This is a genomic window from Candidatus Accumulibacter contiguus (assembly GCF_012940005.1).
GTDB classification, from domain to species: Bacteria; Pseudomonadota; Gammaproteobacteria; order Burkholderiales; family Rhodocyclaceae; genus Accumulibacter; species Accumulibacter contiguus.
Window position 1 is genome coordinate 1 of the sequence record NZ_SPMX01000084.1, and the last position, 17,042, is coordinate 17,042.

Genomic DNA, 17,042 nt, shown 5'->3' on the forward strand with positions numbered 1-17,042 from the left:
TTCCCTGGCGCAAACGGTTTACGAACACCGCGGCCACCAGCGAGCGATCCTGTTCGCGCCCGGTCTCCTTTTCGACGATCGAAGTGATCAAGGCCTGGTAGGGATCACGATACGGCAGAGCAGCCGCCCGCGCGGACCATTCGCGCTCCAGATGCCGCTGCATCGCGCGGTAGGCACGCGCCAGCAGTTCGACATCGCTACTGCGTTTGGCAAAAAGATAGGTGTCGGGAAAGAAGAGTCCCTCGGCGGCCACCTGTGGTGCGCCCAGCAGGCGCATGATCTCGGCTTCGGGAATACCCGTGGTTTCATGGCGAAGGTCCGGATGCGCATCGAGGCGCTCGCGCATTTGCCGGAAGGTCCACCCTTCGATGAATGCCAGTTCCGCCTGCGTGAAGTCGCCATGGGTCAGTTTCCTCAACAATTGCAGTTGTGTCACGCCGCGGGCGATTTCGTAGCTGCCGGCCTTGATCGAAGCTTCGACGCCCAGCAGCCTGGCGAGCAGGACCAGCGCCCAGGGATCGAGTTCGACACCGGCCGCAGCGATCTCTCGGATCGCGGTACGCAGGCTGCTACCGGGCGTGATCGTGAAATCGACCGTCGCACGTTCCAGACCGATCGGCGTCAGCAGCACGCTGGCGATCAGCGCACTCAGCAGCGCGCACACAACGGCAATTAAAACGAACAGGCGACTGAGGAGTTTGCGCATCAATCCGGCGAACCGACAGGCTGCGGGGCTGGAACAGGGAGAATGGACTTCGAGTGGCTCTATAATAGCCGAAACACCCCGCCCTGAACCGAACTCCCGCGTTTCTGATCGCAGTCCATGCGGGCAAGGGCCGCAGGCCAGGGGTTTGTACGCTCACTACTGGATGAAGATGAGGCAACAATGAGCTCGATCTGGCAGGAAATTCTGGGTACTTCCGGTGCACGCATCGAGAAGGATTGGGTCACCGATTTCGGCGATGCCGCTGCAGAACTGGCGGCAGCCGCGGCGACGACAATCGTCGTGCCATTGAGTCATCTCGGCGTGATCCAGGTCAGCGGCCCTGAAGCGGCCACTTTTCTGCACAATCAATTGACCAGCGACGTCAAGCATCTGAACAGCGACGCGGCGCAGCATTCGGCCTGGTGCTCGGCCAAAGGCCGGATGCTCGCCAGCTTCCTGCTTTTCCGCATCGGCTCCGACTACCTGTTACAGTTGTCTGCCGACCTGTTGCCAGCGATCCACAAGCGCCTGCAGATGTTCATTCTACGCAGCAAGGTGAGCATCATTGACCTGTCCGGCGCTTGCGCACTGATCGGTCTCGCCGGTCCGCAAGCTGAAGCGGTATTGCAGACCGCCATGCTGCCGGTTCCAGCGACGCCCTTGAGCACTGCCGTTTTCGCTGCGGGGGCCGTCGTCCGCCTCGACGAAAGCCGCTTCGAGATCCTCGTCGATCGCGATGCCGCCCTGGCGGTATGGCAGGAATTGTCGTCGCAGGCCCGCCCGGTCGGCACTACCGTCTGGCAATGGCTCGATATTCAGGCCGGCGTGCCGCTGATCAGCGAGCGAACCAAAGAGGAGTTCGTTCCGCAAATGGCCAATTTCGAGCAGCTCGGGGCGATCAGCTTCCACAAGGGCTGCTATCCTGGTCAGGAAATCGTCGCCCGCACACAGTATCTCGGCAAGGTCAAGCGCCACCTCTATCATGCACACGCGGCCACACCGATGGCTGCTGGCGATGCCATCTATTCCCCGGCCAACCCCCAGCATCCTTGTGGCATGATCGTCAATGCCGCGCCGGCACCCCTCGATGGGTATGATGCCCTGGCCATCGTCCAGGAGAATTTCGTCGCTGCGGGGGACCTCGAACTCTCCGCCGCAGGTGGCCCGCACCTTGACCTTCAGCCCGTGCGTCACCCCGTCACTACGACTTGAGCATCCCACGATGTGTCTGATTGTCCTCGCCTGGCAGGTGCACTCCGACTATCCGCTGGTCGTCGCAGCCAACCGCGACGAGTTCTTCGCCCGCCCAGCAGCGCCCGCCGCATTCTGGCCAGAAGCCCCACAGGTGCTCGCCGGGCGCGACCTCGAAGCCGGTGGCACCTGGCTGGGCGTCAGCCGTGCGCGGCGTTTCGCCGCCCTGACGAACTACCGTGAAGGCGGCAAACAAGACCCCGATGCGCGCTCGCGCGGCGCCCTGGTGGCCGATTTCCTGATCGGCAAGGCCAGCCCGGCGGCGTACCTGGCAGAGGTCGCGGCGGCGGCGGCCGACTACAACGGCTTCAATCTCTTCGTCGGCGATGAGCAGCACCTCGGCTATTTCAGCAACCGCGGCGACGGCCAGCCGCACTGGCTTGAACCGGGCATCTACGGCCTATCCAACCATCTCATCGACACCCCCTGGCCGAAGCTGGCCAGCGCCAAGGCGACCTTTGCCGCAGCCCTGTCGGGACTGCCGGCGCCGGCGCCGTTCTTCGCGCTGCTCGCCGATCAGGAAATCGTTCCCGATGCCCACCTGCCCGAAACCGGCGTGCCGCTCGAATGGGAGCGCATCCTCTCGGCGGTTTTCGTTCGCTCCGAAAACTACGGCACCCGCGCCTCGACGCTGCTCACCAGGCAGCGCGACGGGCAGACCACGCTGATCGAGCGCAGTTTCGATGCCGACGCATGCGCAATCGGCGAAGTGTACGAACGCTGCGAAACCTTCAGCGCTAACGGTCATGACTTCTCCAGCGCCCTTGATCATGAAAGTCATGACCGTCTCCCTCTCCCCCGACCCATCCCTCGCGAGATGGGAGGGGTAGACCTCACAGTCCAAGCGTGGTCGGACTGAGTGGCTCGCCGCGCGGCGGCGACGATTTCTTCGAAGCGCTTGGTATGGGGAGTGCACTCGTGGACGTCATCGAGGATCAGTCGGGCGCGTGCATGATCGCGATGGAAACGGATGAGCGTGTGCCTGCCATCGGCGATCAGCAGGGAATCCTTGAACTTATCGAGGTGGGGTGGTGAGTGGATGACCGTCAGCGACGGCGCATAAACGGTCAGCAGGTGCATCAACTGCGGGCTGTACTGTCTGACGAAATCCGGCTTCTGCACGACGATCGTCAATCGCTGATGGGATTCCCGCGCCACCAGCAAACCACGCAGCACGGCAATTCGCTCAGGACTTTCGAGTCTGAGCGGCGCCAGGTCTTCATCGAAAATCTGTAGCGTCGCGGTCGACCGATCCAGGATTTCCTGCACGGCGCCGTCATAGTCGCTCCAGGTGGTGATCAGTCTGCTGCTCATCGAGGCGGTCCGTCTGCTTGTTGGCAGATATCATACTGCGATCTCCGGGCAAATTCGCAAACGTTAGAGAACGACCTGTGTTCCCAACTCGACCACGCGATTGGCCGGCAGACCGAAGAAGCTTGCTGCGCTGCCCCCATTGCGGAACATGGCGACAAAGATCTTGGCCCGCCAGGACCACATGTCGGACTTCAAATGTGGAATCAGCGTTTCCCGCCCGAGGAAGAACGAGGTGTCCATCGGGTCGAAACGGAGCCCGGAATCGGCGCATCCTGCAAGAGCGTCTGGCAGGTTTGGCTGCTCCATGAAACCGTAGAATACCCTCACCTGCCAGAAGTCACCCGGCAGGCGCACCACGGCCAGCCTGCGGTTTGGCTCCGCACGGGGGATGTCCAGGATGTTGACCGAAACCAGCACGACGCGCTGGTGCAAGGCCTTGTAATGTTTCAGACTGTGCAGCAAGGCGTGGGGAAGGTTGTCTGGATTGTGCGTGAGAAACACCGCCGTGCCGGGTACGCGCGTCACTCCTTCAAGACCGTGGATGAAGCCCGTGGTCTCCATCACATCTGCAGCCAGGCGTTCATTGAGCAGATCGCGGCCGCGCTTCCAGGTGGACAGCAGCAGATAGACGCCGAGGCCAAAAATCAGGGGGAACCAGCCGCCATCGGCGATCTTGACCGAGTTGGCCGAGAAAAAGGCCAAATCGATGAACGCGAAGGGCAAGGCGCCGAGAAACGCGCGCCAGAACGACCAGCCCCAGAGGTATCTCGCCACGACAAAAGCCAGCAGGTTGGTGATGAACATCGTGCCGGTGACGGCGATGCCATACGCCGCGGCCAGATTCGACGAACTGCCAAAGCCGATGACCAGTGCAAGCACGGCTAGCAGCAGCGTCCAGTTGATTGCCGGCAGGTAGATTTGCCCGATCTGCTGGTCCGAGGTATGGCTGATCTCCATGCGCGGCGAGAAACCGAGCTGCATGGCCTGTTGGGTAATCGAGAAAGCGCCGGAGATCACCGCCTGCGAGGCAATCACCGTCGCTACCGAGGCCAGCACGACCATCGGATACAGCAGCCAAGCTGGAGCCAGCAGGTAAAAGGGGTTGGCGATGGCTTCCGGATCGCGCAGCAGCAGCGCGCCCTGGCCGAAGTAGTTGAGCAGCAGCGCTGGCAGGACCAGGCCAAACCAGGCGAGCTGGATCGGCCTGCGCCCGAAATGCCCCATGTCCGCATACAGCGCTTCGGCTCCGGTCAGTGCCAGCACGGAAGCGCCCAGGGAAAAGAATCCGAGGATCGGGTTGTCCTCGAAGAAAGCGAAGGCGTGCCATGGACCCAGCGCACGCAGCACCTGTGGGTTGTCGGCGATGCTGAGGATTCCGAGTATGCCCAGCGTCAAGAACCAGAGCACCATGATCGGCCCGAAAAGATTGCCTACCGTGCCGGTTCCGTGCCGCTGAACTGCGAACAGTCCGATCAGGATGATCAACGAGATCGGCAATATGTAAGGCGTGAAGGCAGGGGTCGCCACCTCCAGGCCCTCGACCGCCGAGAGTACAGAAATCGCCGGCGTGATGACTCCGTCACCGTAGAACAGAGCAGCTCCGAACAGGCCGAGAATGACGATGATCCGGCGCTGCGTCGATCCCAGCTCGGCTGGCCGCAAAGCCAGCGCCATCAGGGCCATGATGCCGCCTTCGCCCCTGTTGTCGGCACGCGAGATGAAGGTTACATACTTCAGGCTGACGACGATCATCAACGACCAGAAGATCAGCGAGAGAATCCCGAGCACGTTGTCCGGCGTGATCGGCACGGGATGGTGCGCGCCACCGAAGACCTCTTTCAGCGCATACAGCGGGCTGGTGCCGATGTCGCCATAAACGACGCCAAGGGCAGACAGCGACAGCGCGGACAGGCGGCTTTGCGCCGTAGTTGAAGACATGATGCTTACCTCGGTTCTCAGGATTGAAAGCGGTAGCCGACACCGGTCTCGGTCAGAATGTGTTGCGGTTGCGCTGGGTCGATCTCCAGCTTCTGGCGCAAGCGACCGACGTAGATACGCAGGTAATGCGCCTGTTCGCTATGTCCCGGCCCCCAGACTTCCTGCATCAGATGGCGATGGGTCATCACCTTGCCGCTGTTGGCGAGCATCACCGCCAGCAGGCGATACTCGATCTGCGTCAGGTGAATCTCGACGCCGCCCTTGCTGACAACGTGGCGGGCGAGGTCCACCTCGACGTCGCCGAAGCGATGTTGAGGTTTGGTTTCACCGCTGTGCCAATGGCGTCTAAGCAGGGCACGCGCCCGCGCGAGCAGTTCGCCAACGCCGAAGGGTTTGCAAAGATAGTCGTCGGCACCGGCATCGAGGGAAGAGATCTTGTCACGTTCCGCCGAGCGTGCCGACAGGATGAGAATCGGCAGTGGTGACCAGGCTCGCAAATCACGGATGAAGTCAATCCCATTCATGTCGGGCAGGCCCAGGTCGAGGATCAGCAGATCGGCCTGGCCGCGAGCGGCTTCGTCTAGCCCCTGTCTTGCCGTAGCCGCCTCGAGCGAAGCCCAACCCTCGCTGCGCAAGGCTTCGCATACGAATCGGCGAATTTGCGGTTCGTCCTCGACGACGATCACGCTCGCCTGCGTCTCGCTCATCTCGTAGCCTCTTCTTCCATGGCGGGCGGCGTGCCGAGGGGTAGAGTGAAACGCACCCAAGCTCCGCCGGGACGGTTTTCGGCGACAATCGTGCCAGCATGGGCAATGATGATCGCCTTGCAGATCGCCAGCCCGAGGCCCGTGCCGGCAACCGCCGGCTCCTGCTCGCCCCTGGCAAACAGCTCGAAGACCTGGTCGAGTCGATCCACGGGAAAGCCGGCGCCGTCGTTGCCGACCGCGACTTCCAGGAAGCTGTCGCGTGTGCGCGCGACCAACTGGATACGCGATCCCTCGGGGGAATACTTGGCGGCGTTTTCAAGCAAATTGCACAGCACTCGTTCCAGTAGTACGGCGTCGAAGTGCAGCAGCGGCAGATCCTTCGGCAAGTCGATTTCAAGCTTACGACTGGCGAGAAGTCCTGCGAGCAGGCGTGTGCTCGACCCGACAATCTCCTCGAAGGCTTGCCATTCCTTGTTCAAGGGGATGTTGCCCGCCTGCAGGCGGGCCATTTCAAGAAGATTCGACAGCAGATGGTGCATCGCGCGGGCCTGATCACGAATGATGGTGGCCGTCTCGATGGCATTTCGGGCAGGGGTGGCTTCGCCAGGGTATCGGCGAGTCCGACCAGGCTCGTCAACGGGGTGCGCAAGTCATGCGACAGCGACGACAGAATCGATGTGCGCAACTGCTCCGCCGCAACCTGCACTTCCCCGCGCTGCGCTGCAGCGGCGAAGTGCAGACGCTCGAGGGTGATCGCCAGCAGCGATGCCACCGCTTCCAGCAGGGGCCGTTGCGAGTGCAGGCTATCGACGTCATCGCTGCGCGGCGCCAGTGCCAGGACACCGAGAATATGCGTCGGTGCCACTAGGGGCAGAAAGACGATCGCCACGCCGAGGCCAGCGAGGGCATCGGTTTCGACCAGGGTGTGGTGTTCGTAGGTCGAACGTGCGAAAGTCAGTTCCAGTTCGCTCAGGCGGCGACCGCCATATTGCTGAAACAGGAGGCCCGGCCGGGAGTTGTCGGCAACCAGCACGATGACATCCAGATCGAGGCGACCGAGAAAGCACTGTGCGATGTCTCTGGCCTGGTCGACGGTCAGGGTGCCGCCAAGGTCTCGGGCCAGATCGTAGAGCGCTTGCGTATCATGTTCGCGCGCTTGCGCCTCTTGGGTGCGCTCCGAAAGCAGGGCGGCCAGTTGGGAAGTGATCAGCCCGACGGCCAGCATGACGGCGAAGGTCACCAGATACTGTGCGTCGGCCACGGCAAACGAAAGGTGTGGTGGAACGAAAAAGAAGTCGAACAAGGCCACACCAAGGAACGCCGCCATTACCGCCGGGCCGCGTCCCAGCCATGCCGCGGTGACGAACACCGTCAGCAGGAAGATCATCACGATGTTGGCAAGATCGAGCACCTCGCGCAGCGGAACTGTAGCCAGCGTCGTCAGAACGCAGAGCACCGCAGCCAGTAAATAACGGGCGCGCTGCCAATTCGATGGTGAGCGGGTTTTCATGGCTGGACTGCCGAGTCAAGGGGAGATGCCTGTAGTGTCGTCAACAGGACGTAAAAATGGTGTAAACATTTCGGCTGCTGATCATCGTGGCGATGTGATCGTCACCACCAGAATCATTGCCATGGCCGCTGCAAAGCCAGAAAGGGATACCGGCAGCGACCAATCAGCTTGACTGCTGTTACTGCGGACGGCCAGGGTCGGTTCGTTCTTTGCACGCAAACCTGTGACCCTGGCCCTTTGCTTCTGTCCCCCTTCGCTTGCCTCCTCCGATTGACGTCTACTTGCAGTGCTTGGGCTGCGCTATACCGGTCTGGACAACGGAATTGTAGCCAGCGCCTTCGCCTACCGCCTGTTGCGCTGCAGGTGCCGCCGCTGCTTGCATCGCCGCAGGCAGGGCCTTGTTGAGCTTGTCATACTGATTGTCGAGGCATTGGGTGTTCAGGGGGGTTTGCTGCGAGCAGGAAGCCTCTCCCGCCAGTGCATCCTTGACCTCCGGAACCCCGGCCAGGTAGGCGCCCCACTTGAACTCGAGGAAGTAGGCGTCAGCGCAGGTCACATTCGGAAACTTGTCCGCACAACTCAGGTCGTCCTCGTCCTTGGCGGCCCCGGGCGGATCGCACTTGACGTAACCACAGCTTCCTCTCACCCAGGCCGAGAGGGTCCGCAGCGGGTCATCCTGCAAGCTGCCGATGCTCTTGGGAAGCTGGGCGGGGGTGATGTCCTGGCCAGCGGGATCCTTCAGCCAGGTGTCGTGCTGTTTGACCATCTGCTGCCAGAAAGCATCTTCCTTCATGTTCGACCAGTCGGCGAGAAGGAAGGCATAGACCTTCTTGTCCTTGTCCTTGATATCGGCATTCCAGACGGCGGTCGAGAGATGGTGGTGGTCGGTCAGGTAGAAGATGCCGCCCGGACCGCGCACCATTGGAACCCAGCGATTGTCCTCGCGCAGATACTCGTCGAGTTTTCCGGCCTTGGCCTTGCTCGATATCTTTGCTGCCTTGCACTCGACAGCGTCCATTCCCACCGCCGACTGCGTCGGATGGAGCGCTTTCACGTCGATGATGCAACCTCTTTTCTTCTTTTCCTTGAGGGTGATGATCCCCTCATCATTGAGCCGAGCGACCTTGGTGTTCTTGCCGCATTCGGGGACTGCTGCACCCCCGTCGTCCTTGCCTTTCTTGGCCTCGGCGGTGCCGGCGAGGCCCAGTACCAGAAATCCCGAAAGCATTATAGTGACTGCGCGCATGTCTTCCCTCCTTTGTTAAACCAATGTACAAGAAAAGATATCCCTGTAGGCATTGCAACTGCCCGCACGCAGTATCGGTGGCGTTGCAGGCGAAGTCAATCTCGTTCTGAATGGTGCCAACCAACGGCCAGCAAAGCAGGATAATGGGGACCAGGGTTGCCTTGTTGGGGGCAATCCAGGGTAAACGATTCGTTTTCCACCTGCTTCGTCGCCTCGCCGGAAAGTCGGGCGACTCGGAATCTGTGGGCTTTTTGAGATTTCTTGCGACAAGCCCTGCCTGGAAGGCAATTATTTGCTACTTTGTCGTGGCTTGGCCCAATTCAACTCAGCAAAGGAGAGAATCACGATGTTCAAGGGAATCCTGATCACCAAAGACGACGCCGCTTACCAGGCCCAAGTCCAGCAGATCGACGATACCGTCTTGCCGGCAGGCGACGTCACCGTGCATGTCGAATGGAGTACGCTCAACTACAAGGATGGCCTGGCCATCACCGGCAAGGCGCCGGTCGTTCGCCGCTTTCCGATGGTGCCGGGAATCGACTTTGCCGGTACGGTTACGACAAGCAGCAACCCGGCCTGGCCGGTGGGCGAGCGGGTGATCCTCAATGGCTGGGGTGTCGGCGAGACGCATTGCGGCGGACTGGCCGAGCTGGCGCGGGTCAAGGGCGAATGGCTGGTGGCGCTGCCGAGCAGTTTCACGGCGCGCCAGGCGATGGCCATCGGCACCGCCGGTTACACGGCCATGCTCTGCGTGCTGGCCCTGGAGAGGCACGGCATCCAGCCGCAGGACGGTGAAATTCTCGTCACCGGGGCCAACGGTGGAGTCGGTAGCGTGGCCATCGCCCTGCTCGCCAAACTCGGCTACCGAGTGCTGGCATCGACTGGCCGCAGCGCCGAAGCCGAGCATCTGAAAGCACTCGGTGCGGCGGCAGTCATCGATCGCCAGGAGCTGGCTACGCCAGGCAAACCGATCGGCAAGGAACGCTGGGCCGGTGTCATCGACACCGTCGGCAGCCATACCCTCGCCAATGCCTGTGCGACCACCCGCTATCGCGGTGCGGTAGCCGCTTGTGGCCTGGCCGGCGGCATGGACTTTCCGGCAACGGTGGCGCCTTTCATCCTGCGCGGCGTCACCCTCTACGGCATCGACAGCGTCATGGCGCCGCTGGCGGTGCGCAAGGAGGCCTGGGCGCGTCTTGGCAAGGATCTCGAGATCGCCCGGCTCGACGCGATGACCCGTGAAATCGGTCTCTCCGAAGCCATCGCCGTAGCCAGCGAATTGCTCGACGGCAAGGTACGTGGGCGGGTCGTCGTCGATGTCAGCCGATAATCTACATCGACAGGACCCCGCATGCCCTTACTCGGACAGAGAGGATCGGCGCATGCACCGCTGACGTTTAACGTGCCGGAACCAGCTGCCAGCCTTCGGGACAGTGGCGAACGTTCGGGTAATACTGCCCGAGCGATCCACAGTAGTTCCAGAAAGCGCTTGGCGGCTCCACATAGACCGGCTGCGGTGCGACATAGACCGGCTGCGCCGGTGCCACATACGCCTGGCGCGGTGCGTAGTAGCTGGAGGCCGCGACTCCGGCAGCGATGCCGGCAATTGCCAGTACGGCAGCCGGCGCAGCCCAGCCGTATCCGCGCGAATGATGGCCGCGATGATGATCATGCTGTGGCGGCGCGTAGTAGCCGCGGTGATCGCCGCGATAGTCGCCGCGATAGTCGCCGCGATCGGCCAGAGCAGGAGTTGAACAACCCAGCGCGAGGCCGAGTACGATGCAGAGGGAGGTAGTTGTCGTTTTCATGAATCAAATAACGCCCGGAAGCGCCAGGCGATGACGATTCCTTGGGGCGATTTGTAAGCATTTGTGACCAGACATCGATTCGGTGTACCGAGCAGAGGCGAGGCAGAGAAATGAGGAAGCGTGCCCCGCCATTAGCGCGGTTCTCGGCATGTATCCTGCCTCCGTGCAGGCTTCGAAAAGGGTGATGCGGAAGCCGACCCGGCGTGAATACGGGGAAGGCCGATGTCACAGGCGAATGCGAGCGAAACGCAGTCTGTGGTTCCGCCGGGGTATTGGTGACGGCATGTGTGGAAGAGGAAGGCAGACGCAACACGGGAAGCCCCATCCCGTGGTCAAGCGCAAGACCAACCGGACGCCCGCGAGGGACAGGCTGGGCGAGATGGGGTGGCGGAGAGGCCCGTGGTACCGATGAAGTCGGGTAATGCCGATGGAGGAAAGGGGCCTCAGTTCAAGACCAACGCAAGAAGCGGGAAGGGACACGAGATTGGGCAACCTGCAAACTCCGATAAGCGTTCAGAAACTGCGGACCGCGTTACATGCCAAAGCGAAAGGCCGGGCAGAGGATGCCATGGATGCGATGCGCGGAATGATGGAGAAACTGAAGCTGACGGTAAACGACGACAAGACACCTCTGTGTCAAATACCGCAAAAGCGGTTCGACTTCCTGGGATACACCTTCGAGCGGTGCTACAGCCAAAAAACTGGGCGCGCCTACATCGGCACCCGGCCCTCGCCGAGAAGCGTCAAACGAATGGTGGAAAACATCATTTAGGAAACCGACCGCAGCCGGACCATACTGGAGGCCGAGGTGGTCGTGGGGCGGCTGAACCGGAAACTGATCGGCTGGGCGAACTATTTTTGCCTGGGTCGAGTCAGTCCGGCCTATCGAGCCATCGACTCCCACGTTCGGCGCACATCTCAAGGCGACCGCGACCATGCCTTGCTGCTGTTTCTCTATAACACGGGCGCACGGGCCAGCGAAGCGGCCCATCGGACGGTCGGTGACCTTGATTTCACTTCCGGCACTGTCCGTATCGTTGGCAAAGGACGCAAGCAGCGCCAGTACCTGCTGTGGCAGGAGAGCATCCAAGCGCTGCGTGCCTTGGCTGGCGCTCGTCTGTCGCAAGAACACGGATTCCTTAATCGTTGCGGCCACACTCTGAAATGCGAGGTCACCGACCACCCCAAGGTAACACGACGTTGGGCTAACGATCCGGCACTGATGGCGTTTCTTCGATCGCTGTAACCAACAAATTTATGGGGCGCTCAGCGGACTGGATCTTCGATGAATCATGGCCGTGCCCTCGCAACGCCACATATCCGCACGTCCGGTTCGATGAGCGGGATGTGGAAACGGGGCGATGGCCAGGCTACTGGGGCACCGTCAGACGAAAGGGACGGAAACAGACAAGCCGAACCTACGGCTCACATCTCGACTCTACACAATAGGAGCTCTTGTAGAGACTTGCGATTCATTCGTTTTTGCCTACATCCAAAGTATATTGCAAATGTGTTGAGTAAGACTAGACTTGTTACTTGGAGTGAGATTACAGTTTTTAAGGCAACCGCGCGCCGCAACTAGATACTTGTCAGGATCACTCGAACAAGATAAATCTTTACGAGGCCTCTCGCATGGTAGGTATGTTCGGCGAAAAGGTGTCTTTGGCTCAGGCCAATGGACCGGATGTTGACCTCATCGTGCGAGGCACTGAACTTTATGGCACCTATGAAACCCCTGAGGGGTTCTCGGTCATCTATGACGAAATGTTGGGTTTGTTTTGCTATGCACGGGTTGTCAACGGCAAGTTTGAGTCAACAGGCGTAGGCGTAACATCGCCAGAGCCAGCGGACATTGAGCGACACGTGACGGAGTCCGACGAGGTCAGGATGCAAAAAATCCACGAGCGCACTCTGCAAATGGAACGGCACGGGCGCGCTACACCCAAAAAGGAGTAATGCAATGAGCGCAATATTCGGTGAAGTCCTGACTTTCGGTCAGTCAAAGGGTCCAGAAATCGCCCTCAAAGTGTTTGGCGACGAGCACTACGCACGCTACGAGAACATGGACGGCTACTCTGCCGTCTACGATGATGAGCTCGGCGTATTTTGTTACGCGCGCCTATCGACAGGAAGTTTCCGCTCGACGGGCATACCGCTATCGGAAACAGTACCTGCTGGGCTGGTGCGGCATCTGCAGGAATCTCAGGACACCATTGTCGCCCGCGCCAGCGCACGCAAGTTGCGCCGCGCCGCGATGTCTGGCGGTCAACGTGAGGCGGAAGTGGTACGGACGCTGGGTCCAAACCAGGGGCTGCTAGAGGGCCGCTCACTTTCATCGGGCGCGGTGAAGGGCCTTACAATTCTGGTGAATTTCCAGGACGTCGCGAGCACCGTGTCGCGTGCTGACGTGGACGACATGTTGAACGGGGTGAACTACACCCGCAACGGCAATATTTGCTCGGCCCGAGAGTACTTTGAGCGCATGTCGTCAGGTAAGCTTAAATACACCAACATTGTCGTGGGCCCCTATACGCTCAGCAGGAATCGCGAATTCTATTTCAACAATCTGCTGGTTGAGGAGGCGCTTCAGCTTGCCGTGGCGGATGGGTTGGATATCACGCAGTTCGATTCACGCAATGAGGGCATCGTGGATGCGTTGAACGTGCTCTATGCGGGTCAGACCCAGTATCGTGGCGAGCTCTGGCCGCATAACTGGCACATTGATCTGCATTTCGGGACGGTGAGGACCGACCTCTATTTGCTGACCAGTCTTGGCCGCACGCCAGCAGATTTGACCATCGGCACATTTTGTCACGAAAATGGCCACCTGCTGTGCCGATTTCCGGACATGTACGATTACGGCGAGCGCGACGGCGACAGCGTGAAGAGCGCAGGCATAGGTGGCTATTGTCTGATGGGGTCGGGTAATCATAATGATGGCGGACGCAGCCCCTCGCCGGTTTGTGCTTATCTGCGCGACCTTGCAGGCTGGTGCGATAACGAGATCGATTTGGCTACCAGCGCTACCCACGAGGCACGCAGTGGTGACTACAATACCGTGATGAAGTACCGTACGTCCAAGCCCAACGAATATTTTTTGGTTGAAAATCGTACCAGGATGGGTTTTGACCGTGGTTTACCGTCCAGTGGCCTTGCGGTCTACCATTGCGACATTATGGGATCGAACGAATTGCAACAGGGCACCGCCTTGAAACACTACCAATGCGCTTTGCTCCAGGCGGACGGCCGCCGCGACCTCGAACTGGATGTGAATGCCGGCGACGGCAACGACCTGTACGGTGCGATAGGGGGCATCGCGCTGTCTGCCACATCAGTGCCCAATTCGCGAGAATGGGACGGCCGCGATTCTCAACTCGTGATTTCGGACATTACTGCGCCGGCTGAAAAGATCAAGTTCAAGGTGGGCGCTGCGCCGGTTGTTTCGGTGGCGTCCGGTCAGAAGAATCCGATGGCAACCATTCCCGACAACAAGACCGCAGGCATTTCGAGTGCGATTGTCATCGCGCAGTCGGGCACAGTTACCCAAATCAAGGTCGGGGTGAATATTCAGCACACCTTTATCGGTGATCTAAGGGTCGCCCTTACCTCGCCTACAGGTCGGAGCGTCATATTGCATCCGCAGCTTGGTGGTTCTGCGGACAATCTGATTACGACCTTCGACTCGGCAGTGTCAGGTGTTCTTAGCGGAATGGTGGGTCAACCAATGATGGGAACGTGGACATTGAACGTATCGGATCGCGCCCGGGCCGACGTCGGCATACTGCGTAGCTGGAACATCGAACTCAAGTAGATCCGCCGGATAAGTTTGGGGGACGGTGAGAGCCGGCGGAAGTCCTGAAGCGGTAGTCTGGGCTTGTTGGGCATCAGGCAATAGGCGATGAGGCCAGCCAGCAAATTGACAGCGAAATGGATGGGCGAGCGATGGCGGGTGTGCTCGATCTGACAGAGGTTTTTCAGTTCGTCGATGACGGTTTCCACGAGGGATCGTTGCCGTAGCATCGCCTGGTCGAAGGGATCGAGGGCGACGGGCTTCCTGTTTTTCCGGACCTGGGTCACGAAGTCGATGCCGAGATCCTTGAGAAAGGTGGTCAGTCACTGGGCGATATAGCCCTTGTCCGCATACCGCTTGCCAAAGAGCCGCTCGGCAAAGTCGCACAAGGGCTTGCGGTCATCGACATTTCCTGGGGTCAGCTTGACGCCCAGCAGTTCGCCCAAGTGATTGATGACCAAAGGGAGTTGGAAACCGAAAAACCAGCCGGTAGAACTCTTGCCCCGCGCCGCCATGCCCTGGAACACCCGGTGGCGAGGAATCCGCAAGTTCTTGCAGACGGAGATAGGAGTCGAATCCGCAATCGACACTCCGGAGCACTTGCCCGTGAGCGCCTCGAACAGGGCGGCCAGCGCGATCGCGCAGCGTGGAAGCAACTCGACACACCGCTGATAGGTCGGTAGCCGGGGAAACTCGCTGCGCAGGTATCGGCATACCTGGTTCAGATATACTCCGCGCGGCCAAATGGGTGCAATCGGAAGTGCGACTGGCGCCGGTGCGAGGTGGTGGTCGGTGGCATTCGGCACTAGACAAATGGCCGGAGGTGAGGTAAATAGTCATGGGTTACTTCAACGTGGAGCGAAACCCATGTCAGAACAATGGTCGGAAATGGAGGGGCGACTCAAGCCGAGTCGGAGTTTGGAAGATCGGTTGCGAGATCATCCCGAGCTGCGGGCGAAGATGGAGTCTTTGTTGGCGGTGGTCGAGAACGCGGCCGGCGATGTCGAGAAGGCGGCGGAGGCGGAGCGGCGGGTGACGGAGGAATTGCGGCAGCTGGGCAACGAAGCGTTGCACGGCTGGGCGCGACGGCAAGCGCAGCGGAAGGAAGAAGAGGTGGCGCAACAACCGGGCGTGCAGCGGAAGGAAAAAAAAACGTCTATTGGCAGACCCGGTACGGCCAGATCGAAGTAGCGGAGCAGGTCTTCCGGCAAGGGACCCGTGGGCCGGAGATCCGGCCATTCACGCGTTCGGCGGAGGTGGTCTGCCGGGGCTGCTCAGAGCTGCTGCAGCGAGCGATCGTCGATTTTGGGGCGGACGCACCCGCGGCGCGCATTCCGCAGAAGCTGAAAGAGCATTACGGTATCGAGGTGTGCGCCAGTACGTGCTGGTCGATCGTCTTGCAGCATGCTCAGACGATCGACGAGTGCCCGAAAGCGGCGGCACAGATCCCGGAACGAGACGGGGTGGCGCAACTGATCGCCGAGATCGACGGGAGCATGATTCCCGTTGTGGAGATGGCCGAATCGAACGACCAGAGCGCGAAAGTGGACCGCCGCAAGACCCGCCAAGTGGGCTGGAAGGAAGCGCGATTGAGTCTGGTCGATCCGCCGGGCTCGGTCACCCCGGTGTTCGGCGCCACCGTGGGACCGCCCGATCAGGTCGGAGAGACGCTATTGCGCACGGCGGTTCAGGCCGGACTGGGGCGGAAGACCCAGGTCCATGCGGTCAGCGACGGCGCCGCATGGATTGCCGATCAAGTGAGTGAGCAGTTCGGACTCCACGGCCACTTCCTCGTCGATTTCTACCATGTTTGCGACTACCTGACGGCCGCAGGGACGACGATCGCCGGCACGGCGGCGAAGGCTTGGGAACGCCTACGAAATAACTTCCCGTTTTGACTGTGCGCTCGGGCATGCCACTTGCTTGCTTGGTTGTTCTGAAAACAGCAAAGGGAATGCAGCGTGGGCTATTACCGGGAAGACGTAGAGCGGCGAATGAAGGAATTCTATCGGCGACTATCGGAAAAGGATCGTCGCCGGTACGCGGCGGTGGAGTCTGACAAGTTAGGGCATGGGGGCCAGCAGTACATCGCGCAGTTGTTTGAGATCGATCGCAAGACGATCCGACAAGGACTGGCCGACCTGGACATAGCGGAAGAAGGCGACGGGGGATAAGCTCCGAAAAAAGGCGGTGGGCGGAAGCGTAAGCTCGACACGTAAGCGCGCCTCGGCTTCGGCGGGCTGCTCGATACCTGCCTCGTTGAGAATCCATGCCTCAATCTTGGTGTGCCACATGCGCAGCAGGTCGAGCGGGCGCACACGGTAATGCTTCTCGGCGGTCGCGCTTGGCTTGTGGCCCATGATCTGCGCCGAGACTCCAGCCGGGCATTCCACCCATTCGGCGAGGGTGCCAAAGGAACGGCGCAGGCCGTGAATGCTGAGTCCTGGCAGACCGGCAGCGGTCAGGGCCTGTGCATGATGCGCGGTTCCTGAACCTTCCAGATGCCGCCGTGGGGCTGCTGAATACCCATTCATTGCGACGGGGCAGGGCGGCCAGTAGCGTGGCAACGTAGGGCATAAGCGGGATAGTGCGCTCGCCCTCCACCTTGTCCTTGATCGTCATCGCCTTCCACTGGAAGTCCACATCTTCCCATTGCAAGCTGGCCACCTCTTCACGGCGCGCGCCAGTCAGCAGCGCAGTCTGGAGATAGGCGGCGATGACGGGGATTCTGGAATCTGGCGCACGGCGGCGAACCATGCCGGCAACTGCTCA

18 protein-coding genes and 3 pseudogenes are annotated in these 17,042 nt (G+C 60.5%); 11 read left to right on the forward strand and 10 right to left on the reverse strand.

The annotated features are described in order from the left end of the window. Positions 1–706: endolytic transglycosylase MltG (gene mltG / locus E4Q08_RS21415; protein ID WP_169071869.1), on the reverse strand; the 706-nt coding region annotated here is incomplete at its 3' end. Between the two features lie 180 nt (positions 707–886). On the opposite strand from mltG, the gene ygfZ reads away from it, so the two are divergent. Next, positions 887–1,918 carry a CAF17-like 4Fe-4S cluster assembly/insertion protein YgfZ gene (gene ygfZ, locus E4Q08_RS21420; protein ID WP_169071870.1) on the forward strand — a complete coding sequence of 344 codons (1,032 nt, stop codon included), beginning with the start codon at positions 887–889 and terminating at the stop codon, positions 1,916–1,918. Between the two features lie 10 nt (positions 1,919–1,928). After that, positions 1,929–2,816: an NRDE family protein gene (locus E4Q08_RS21425; RefSeq protein WP_169071871.1), complete on the forward strand. Its 888-nt coding sequence runs from the start codon at positions 1,929–1,931 to the stop codon at positions 2,814–2,816. On the opposite strand, the gene E4Q08_RS21430 is transcribed toward E4Q08_RS21425, so the two are convergent. The 5 genes from E4Q08_RS21430 to E4Q08_RS21450 form a co-directional block, all read right to left on the reverse strand. Next, on the reverse strand, positions 2,735–3,271 hold the full coding sequence (locus E4Q08_RS21430; protein ID WP_248595066.1) for a hypothetical protein: 537 nt from the start codon (positions 3,269–3,271) through the stop codon (positions 2,735–2,737). The genes E4Q08_RS21425 and E4Q08_RS21430 overlap by 82 nt on opposite strands. 63 nt (positions 3,272–3,334) lie before the next feature. Next, complete coding sequence (locus E4Q08_RS21435; RefSeq protein WP_034919245.1) at positions 3,335–5,209, reverse strand: potassium transporter Kup; 1,875 nt, start codon at positions 5,207–5,209, stop codon at positions 3,335–3,337. 17 nt (positions 5,210–5,226) lie between these two features. Beyond that, positions 5,227–5,916: a response regulator gene (locus E4Q08_RS21440; RefSeq protein ID WP_169071872.1), complete on the reverse strand. Its 690-nt coding sequence runs from the start codon at positions 5,914–5,916 to the stop codon at positions 5,227–5,229. Further along, entirely contained in the window at positions 5,913–6,425 is a 513-nt protein-coding gene (locus E4Q08_RS21445) for an ATP-binding protein (protein WP_169071873.1), read from the reverse strand. The genes E4Q08_RS21440 and E4Q08_RS21445 overlap by 4 nt, the downstream gene beginning before the upstream one ends. Next, on the reverse strand, positions 6,392–7,426 hold the full coding sequence (locus E4Q08_RS21450) for a DUF4118 domain-containing protein (RefSeq protein WP_169071874.1): 1,035 nt from the start codon (positions 7,424–7,426) through the stop codon (positions 6,392–6,394). Before E4Q08_RS21450 ends, E4Q08_RS21445 begins: the two co-directional genes overlap by 34 nt. Between E4Q08_RS21450 and E4Q08_RS21455 the strand changes: the two genes are divergently transcribed. Then, complete coding sequence (locus tag E4Q08_RS21455; protein ID WP_169071875.1) at positions 7,425–7,598, forward strand: hypothetical protein; 174 nt, start codon at positions 7,425–7,427, stop codon at positions 7,596–7,598. The genes E4Q08_RS21450 and E4Q08_RS21455 overlap by 2 nt on opposite strands. Before the next feature lie 105 nt (positions 7,599–7,703). Here the strand turns inward: E4Q08_RS21455 and E4Q08_RS21460 are convergent, their stop codons facing one another. Next, positions 7,704–8,672, reverse strand: a complete 969-nt coding sequence (locus tag E4Q08_RS21460; RefSeq protein ID WP_169071876.1) for a ParB/Srx family N-terminal domain-containing protein — start codon at positions 8,670–8,672, stop codon at positions 7,704–7,706. 346 nt (positions 8,673–9,018) lie between these two features. Between E4Q08_RS21460 and acuI the strand changes: the two genes are divergently transcribed. Then, positions 9,019–10,002, forward strand: a complete 984-nt coding sequence (gene acuI / locus E4Q08_RS21465) for an acrylyl-CoA reductase (NADPH) (protein WP_169071877.1) — start codon at positions 9,019–9,021, stop codon at positions 10,000–10,002. A 67-nt stretch (positions 10,003–10,069) separates the two neighbouring features. On the opposite strand, the gene E4Q08_RS21470 is transcribed toward acuI, so the two are convergent. Further along, positions 10,070–10,480, reverse strand: a complete 411-nt coding sequence (locus E4Q08_RS21470) for a hypothetical protein (RefSeq protein ID WP_169071878.1) — start codon at positions 10,478–10,480, stop codon at positions 10,070–10,072. A 484-nt stretch (positions 10,481–10,964) separates the two neighbouring features. Between E4Q08_RS21470 and E4Q08_RS21480 the strand changes: the two genes are divergently transcribed. The 5 genes and pseudogenes from E4Q08_RS21480 (at position 10,965) to E4Q08_RS21495 (ending at position 14,291) form a co-directional block, all read left to right on the forward strand. Next, positions 10,965–11,252: an RNA-dependent RNA polymerase family protein gene (locus tag E4Q08_RS21480; RefSeq protein ID WP_169071868.1), complete on the forward strand. Its 288-nt coding sequence runs from the start codon at positions 10,965–10,967 to the stop codon at positions 11,250–11,252. Between the two features lie 18 nt (positions 11,253–11,270). Then, positions 11,271–11,381, forward strand: a pseudogene (locus E4Q08_RS25890) (group II intron maturase-specific domain-containing protein); the annotation flags it as partial. Further along, a complete protein-coding gene (locus E4Q08_RS21485) occupies positions 11,373–11,726 on the forward strand; it encodes a tyrosine-type recombinase/integrase (RefSeq protein WP_308240196.1) in 354 nt (117 codons plus the stop codon). The pseudogene E4Q08_RS25890 and the gene E4Q08_RS21485, both read left to right, overlap by 9 nt. A 386-nt stretch (positions 11,727–12,112) precedes the next feature. Further along, a complete protein-coding gene (locus tag E4Q08_RS21490; protein WP_169071880.1) occupies positions 12,113–12,436 on the forward strand; it encodes a hypothetical protein in 324 nt (107 codons plus the stop codon). A gap of 4 nt (positions 12,437–12,440) precedes the next feature. After that, on the forward strand, positions 12,441–14,291 hold the full coding sequence (locus E4Q08_RS21495) for a M6 family metalloprotease domain-containing protein (RefSeq protein ID WP_169071881.1): 1,851 nt from the start codon (positions 12,441–12,443) through the stop codon (positions 14,289–14,291). Between the two features lie 47 nt (positions 14,292–14,338). Here E4Q08_RS21495 and E4Q08_RS21500 read toward each other — a convergent pair. After that, positions 14,339–15,007, reverse strand: a pseudogene (locus E4Q08_RS21500) (IS982 family transposase); the annotation flags it as partial. 130 nt (positions 15,008–15,137) lie between these two features. On the opposite strand from E4Q08_RS21500, the gene E4Q08_RS21505 reads away from it, so the two are divergent. Further along, positions 15,138–15,461, forward strand: coding sequence for a hypothetical protein (locus E4Q08_RS21505; RefSeq protein ID WP_169071882.1), 324 nt, complete (start codon positions 15,138–15,140; stop codon positions 15,459–15,461). Between the two features lie 65 nt (positions 15,462–15,526). Continuing rightward, complete coding sequence (locus E4Q08_RS21510; protein ID WP_169071883.1) at positions 15,527–16,168, forward strand: hypothetical protein; 642 nt, start codon at positions 15,527–15,529, stop codon at positions 16,166–16,168. A 318-nt stretch (positions 16,169–16,486) separates the two neighbouring features. On the opposite strand, the pseudogene E4Q08_RS21515 reads toward E4Q08_RS21510, so the two are convergent. Next, positions 16,487–17,042, reverse strand: a pseudogene (locus E4Q08_RS21515) (tyrosine-type recombinase/integrase); the annotation flags it as partial.

Bases quoted from the DNA above. Each gene is read 5' to 3' on its own strand.
- E4Q08_RS21455 (WP_169071875.1), top strand. From the start codon at position 7,425: ATGGCTGGACTGCCGAGTCAAGGGGAGATGCCTGTAGTGTCGTCAACA.
- E4Q08_RS21495 (WP_169071881.1), top strand. From the start codon at position 12,441: ATGAGCGCAATATTCGGTGAAGTCCTGACTTTCGGTCAGTCAAAGGGT.
- E4Q08_RS21425 (WP_169071871.1), top strand. From the start codon at position 1,929: ATGTGTCTGATTGTCCTCGCCTGGCAGGTGCACTCCGACTATCCGCTG.
- ygfZ (WP_169071870.1), top strand. From the start codon at position 887: ATGAGCTCGATCTGGCAGGAAATTCTGGGTACTTCCGGTGCACGCATC.
- acuI (WP_169071877.1), top strand. From the start codon at position 9,019: ATGTTCAAGGGAATCCTGATCACCAAAGACGACGCCGCTTACCAGGCC.
- E4Q08_RS21490 (WP_169071880.1), top strand. From the start codon at position 12,113: ATGGTAGGTATGTTCGGCGAAAAGGTGTCTTTGGCTCAGGCCAATGGA.
- E4Q08_RS21460 (WP_169071876.1), bottom strand. From the start codon at position 8,672: ATGCGCGCAGTCACTATAATGCTTTCGGGATTTCTGGTACTGGGCCTC.
- E4Q08_RS21435 (WP_034919245.1), bottom strand. From the start codon at position 5,209: ATGTCTTCAACTACGGCGCAAAGCCGCCTGTCCGCGCTGTCGCTGTCT.
- E4Q08_RS21440 (WP_169071872.1), bottom strand. From the start codon at position 5,916: ATGAGCGAGACGCAGGCGAGCGTGATCGTCGTCGAGGACGAACCGCAA.
- E4Q08_RS21470 (WP_169071878.1), bottom strand. From the start codon at position 10,480: ATGAAAACGACAACTACCTCCCTCTGCATCGTACTCGGCCTCGCGCTG.
- E4Q08_RS21430 (WP_248595066.1), bottom strand. From the start codon at position 3,271: ATGAGCAGCAGACTGATCACCACCTGGAGCGACTATGACGGCGCCGTG.
- E4Q08_RS21450 (WP_169071874.1), bottom strand. From the start codon at position 7,426: ATGAAAACCCGCTCACCATCGAATTGGCAGCGCGCCCGTTATTTACTG.
- E4Q08_RS21445 (WP_169071873.1), bottom strand. From the start codon at position 6,425: ATGGCCCGCCTGCAGGCGGGCAACATCCCCTTGAACAAGGAATGGCAA.
- E4Q08_RS21505 (WP_169071882.1), top strand. From the start codon at position 15,138: ATGTCAGAACAATGGTCGGAAATGGAGGGGCGACTCAAGCCGAGTCGG.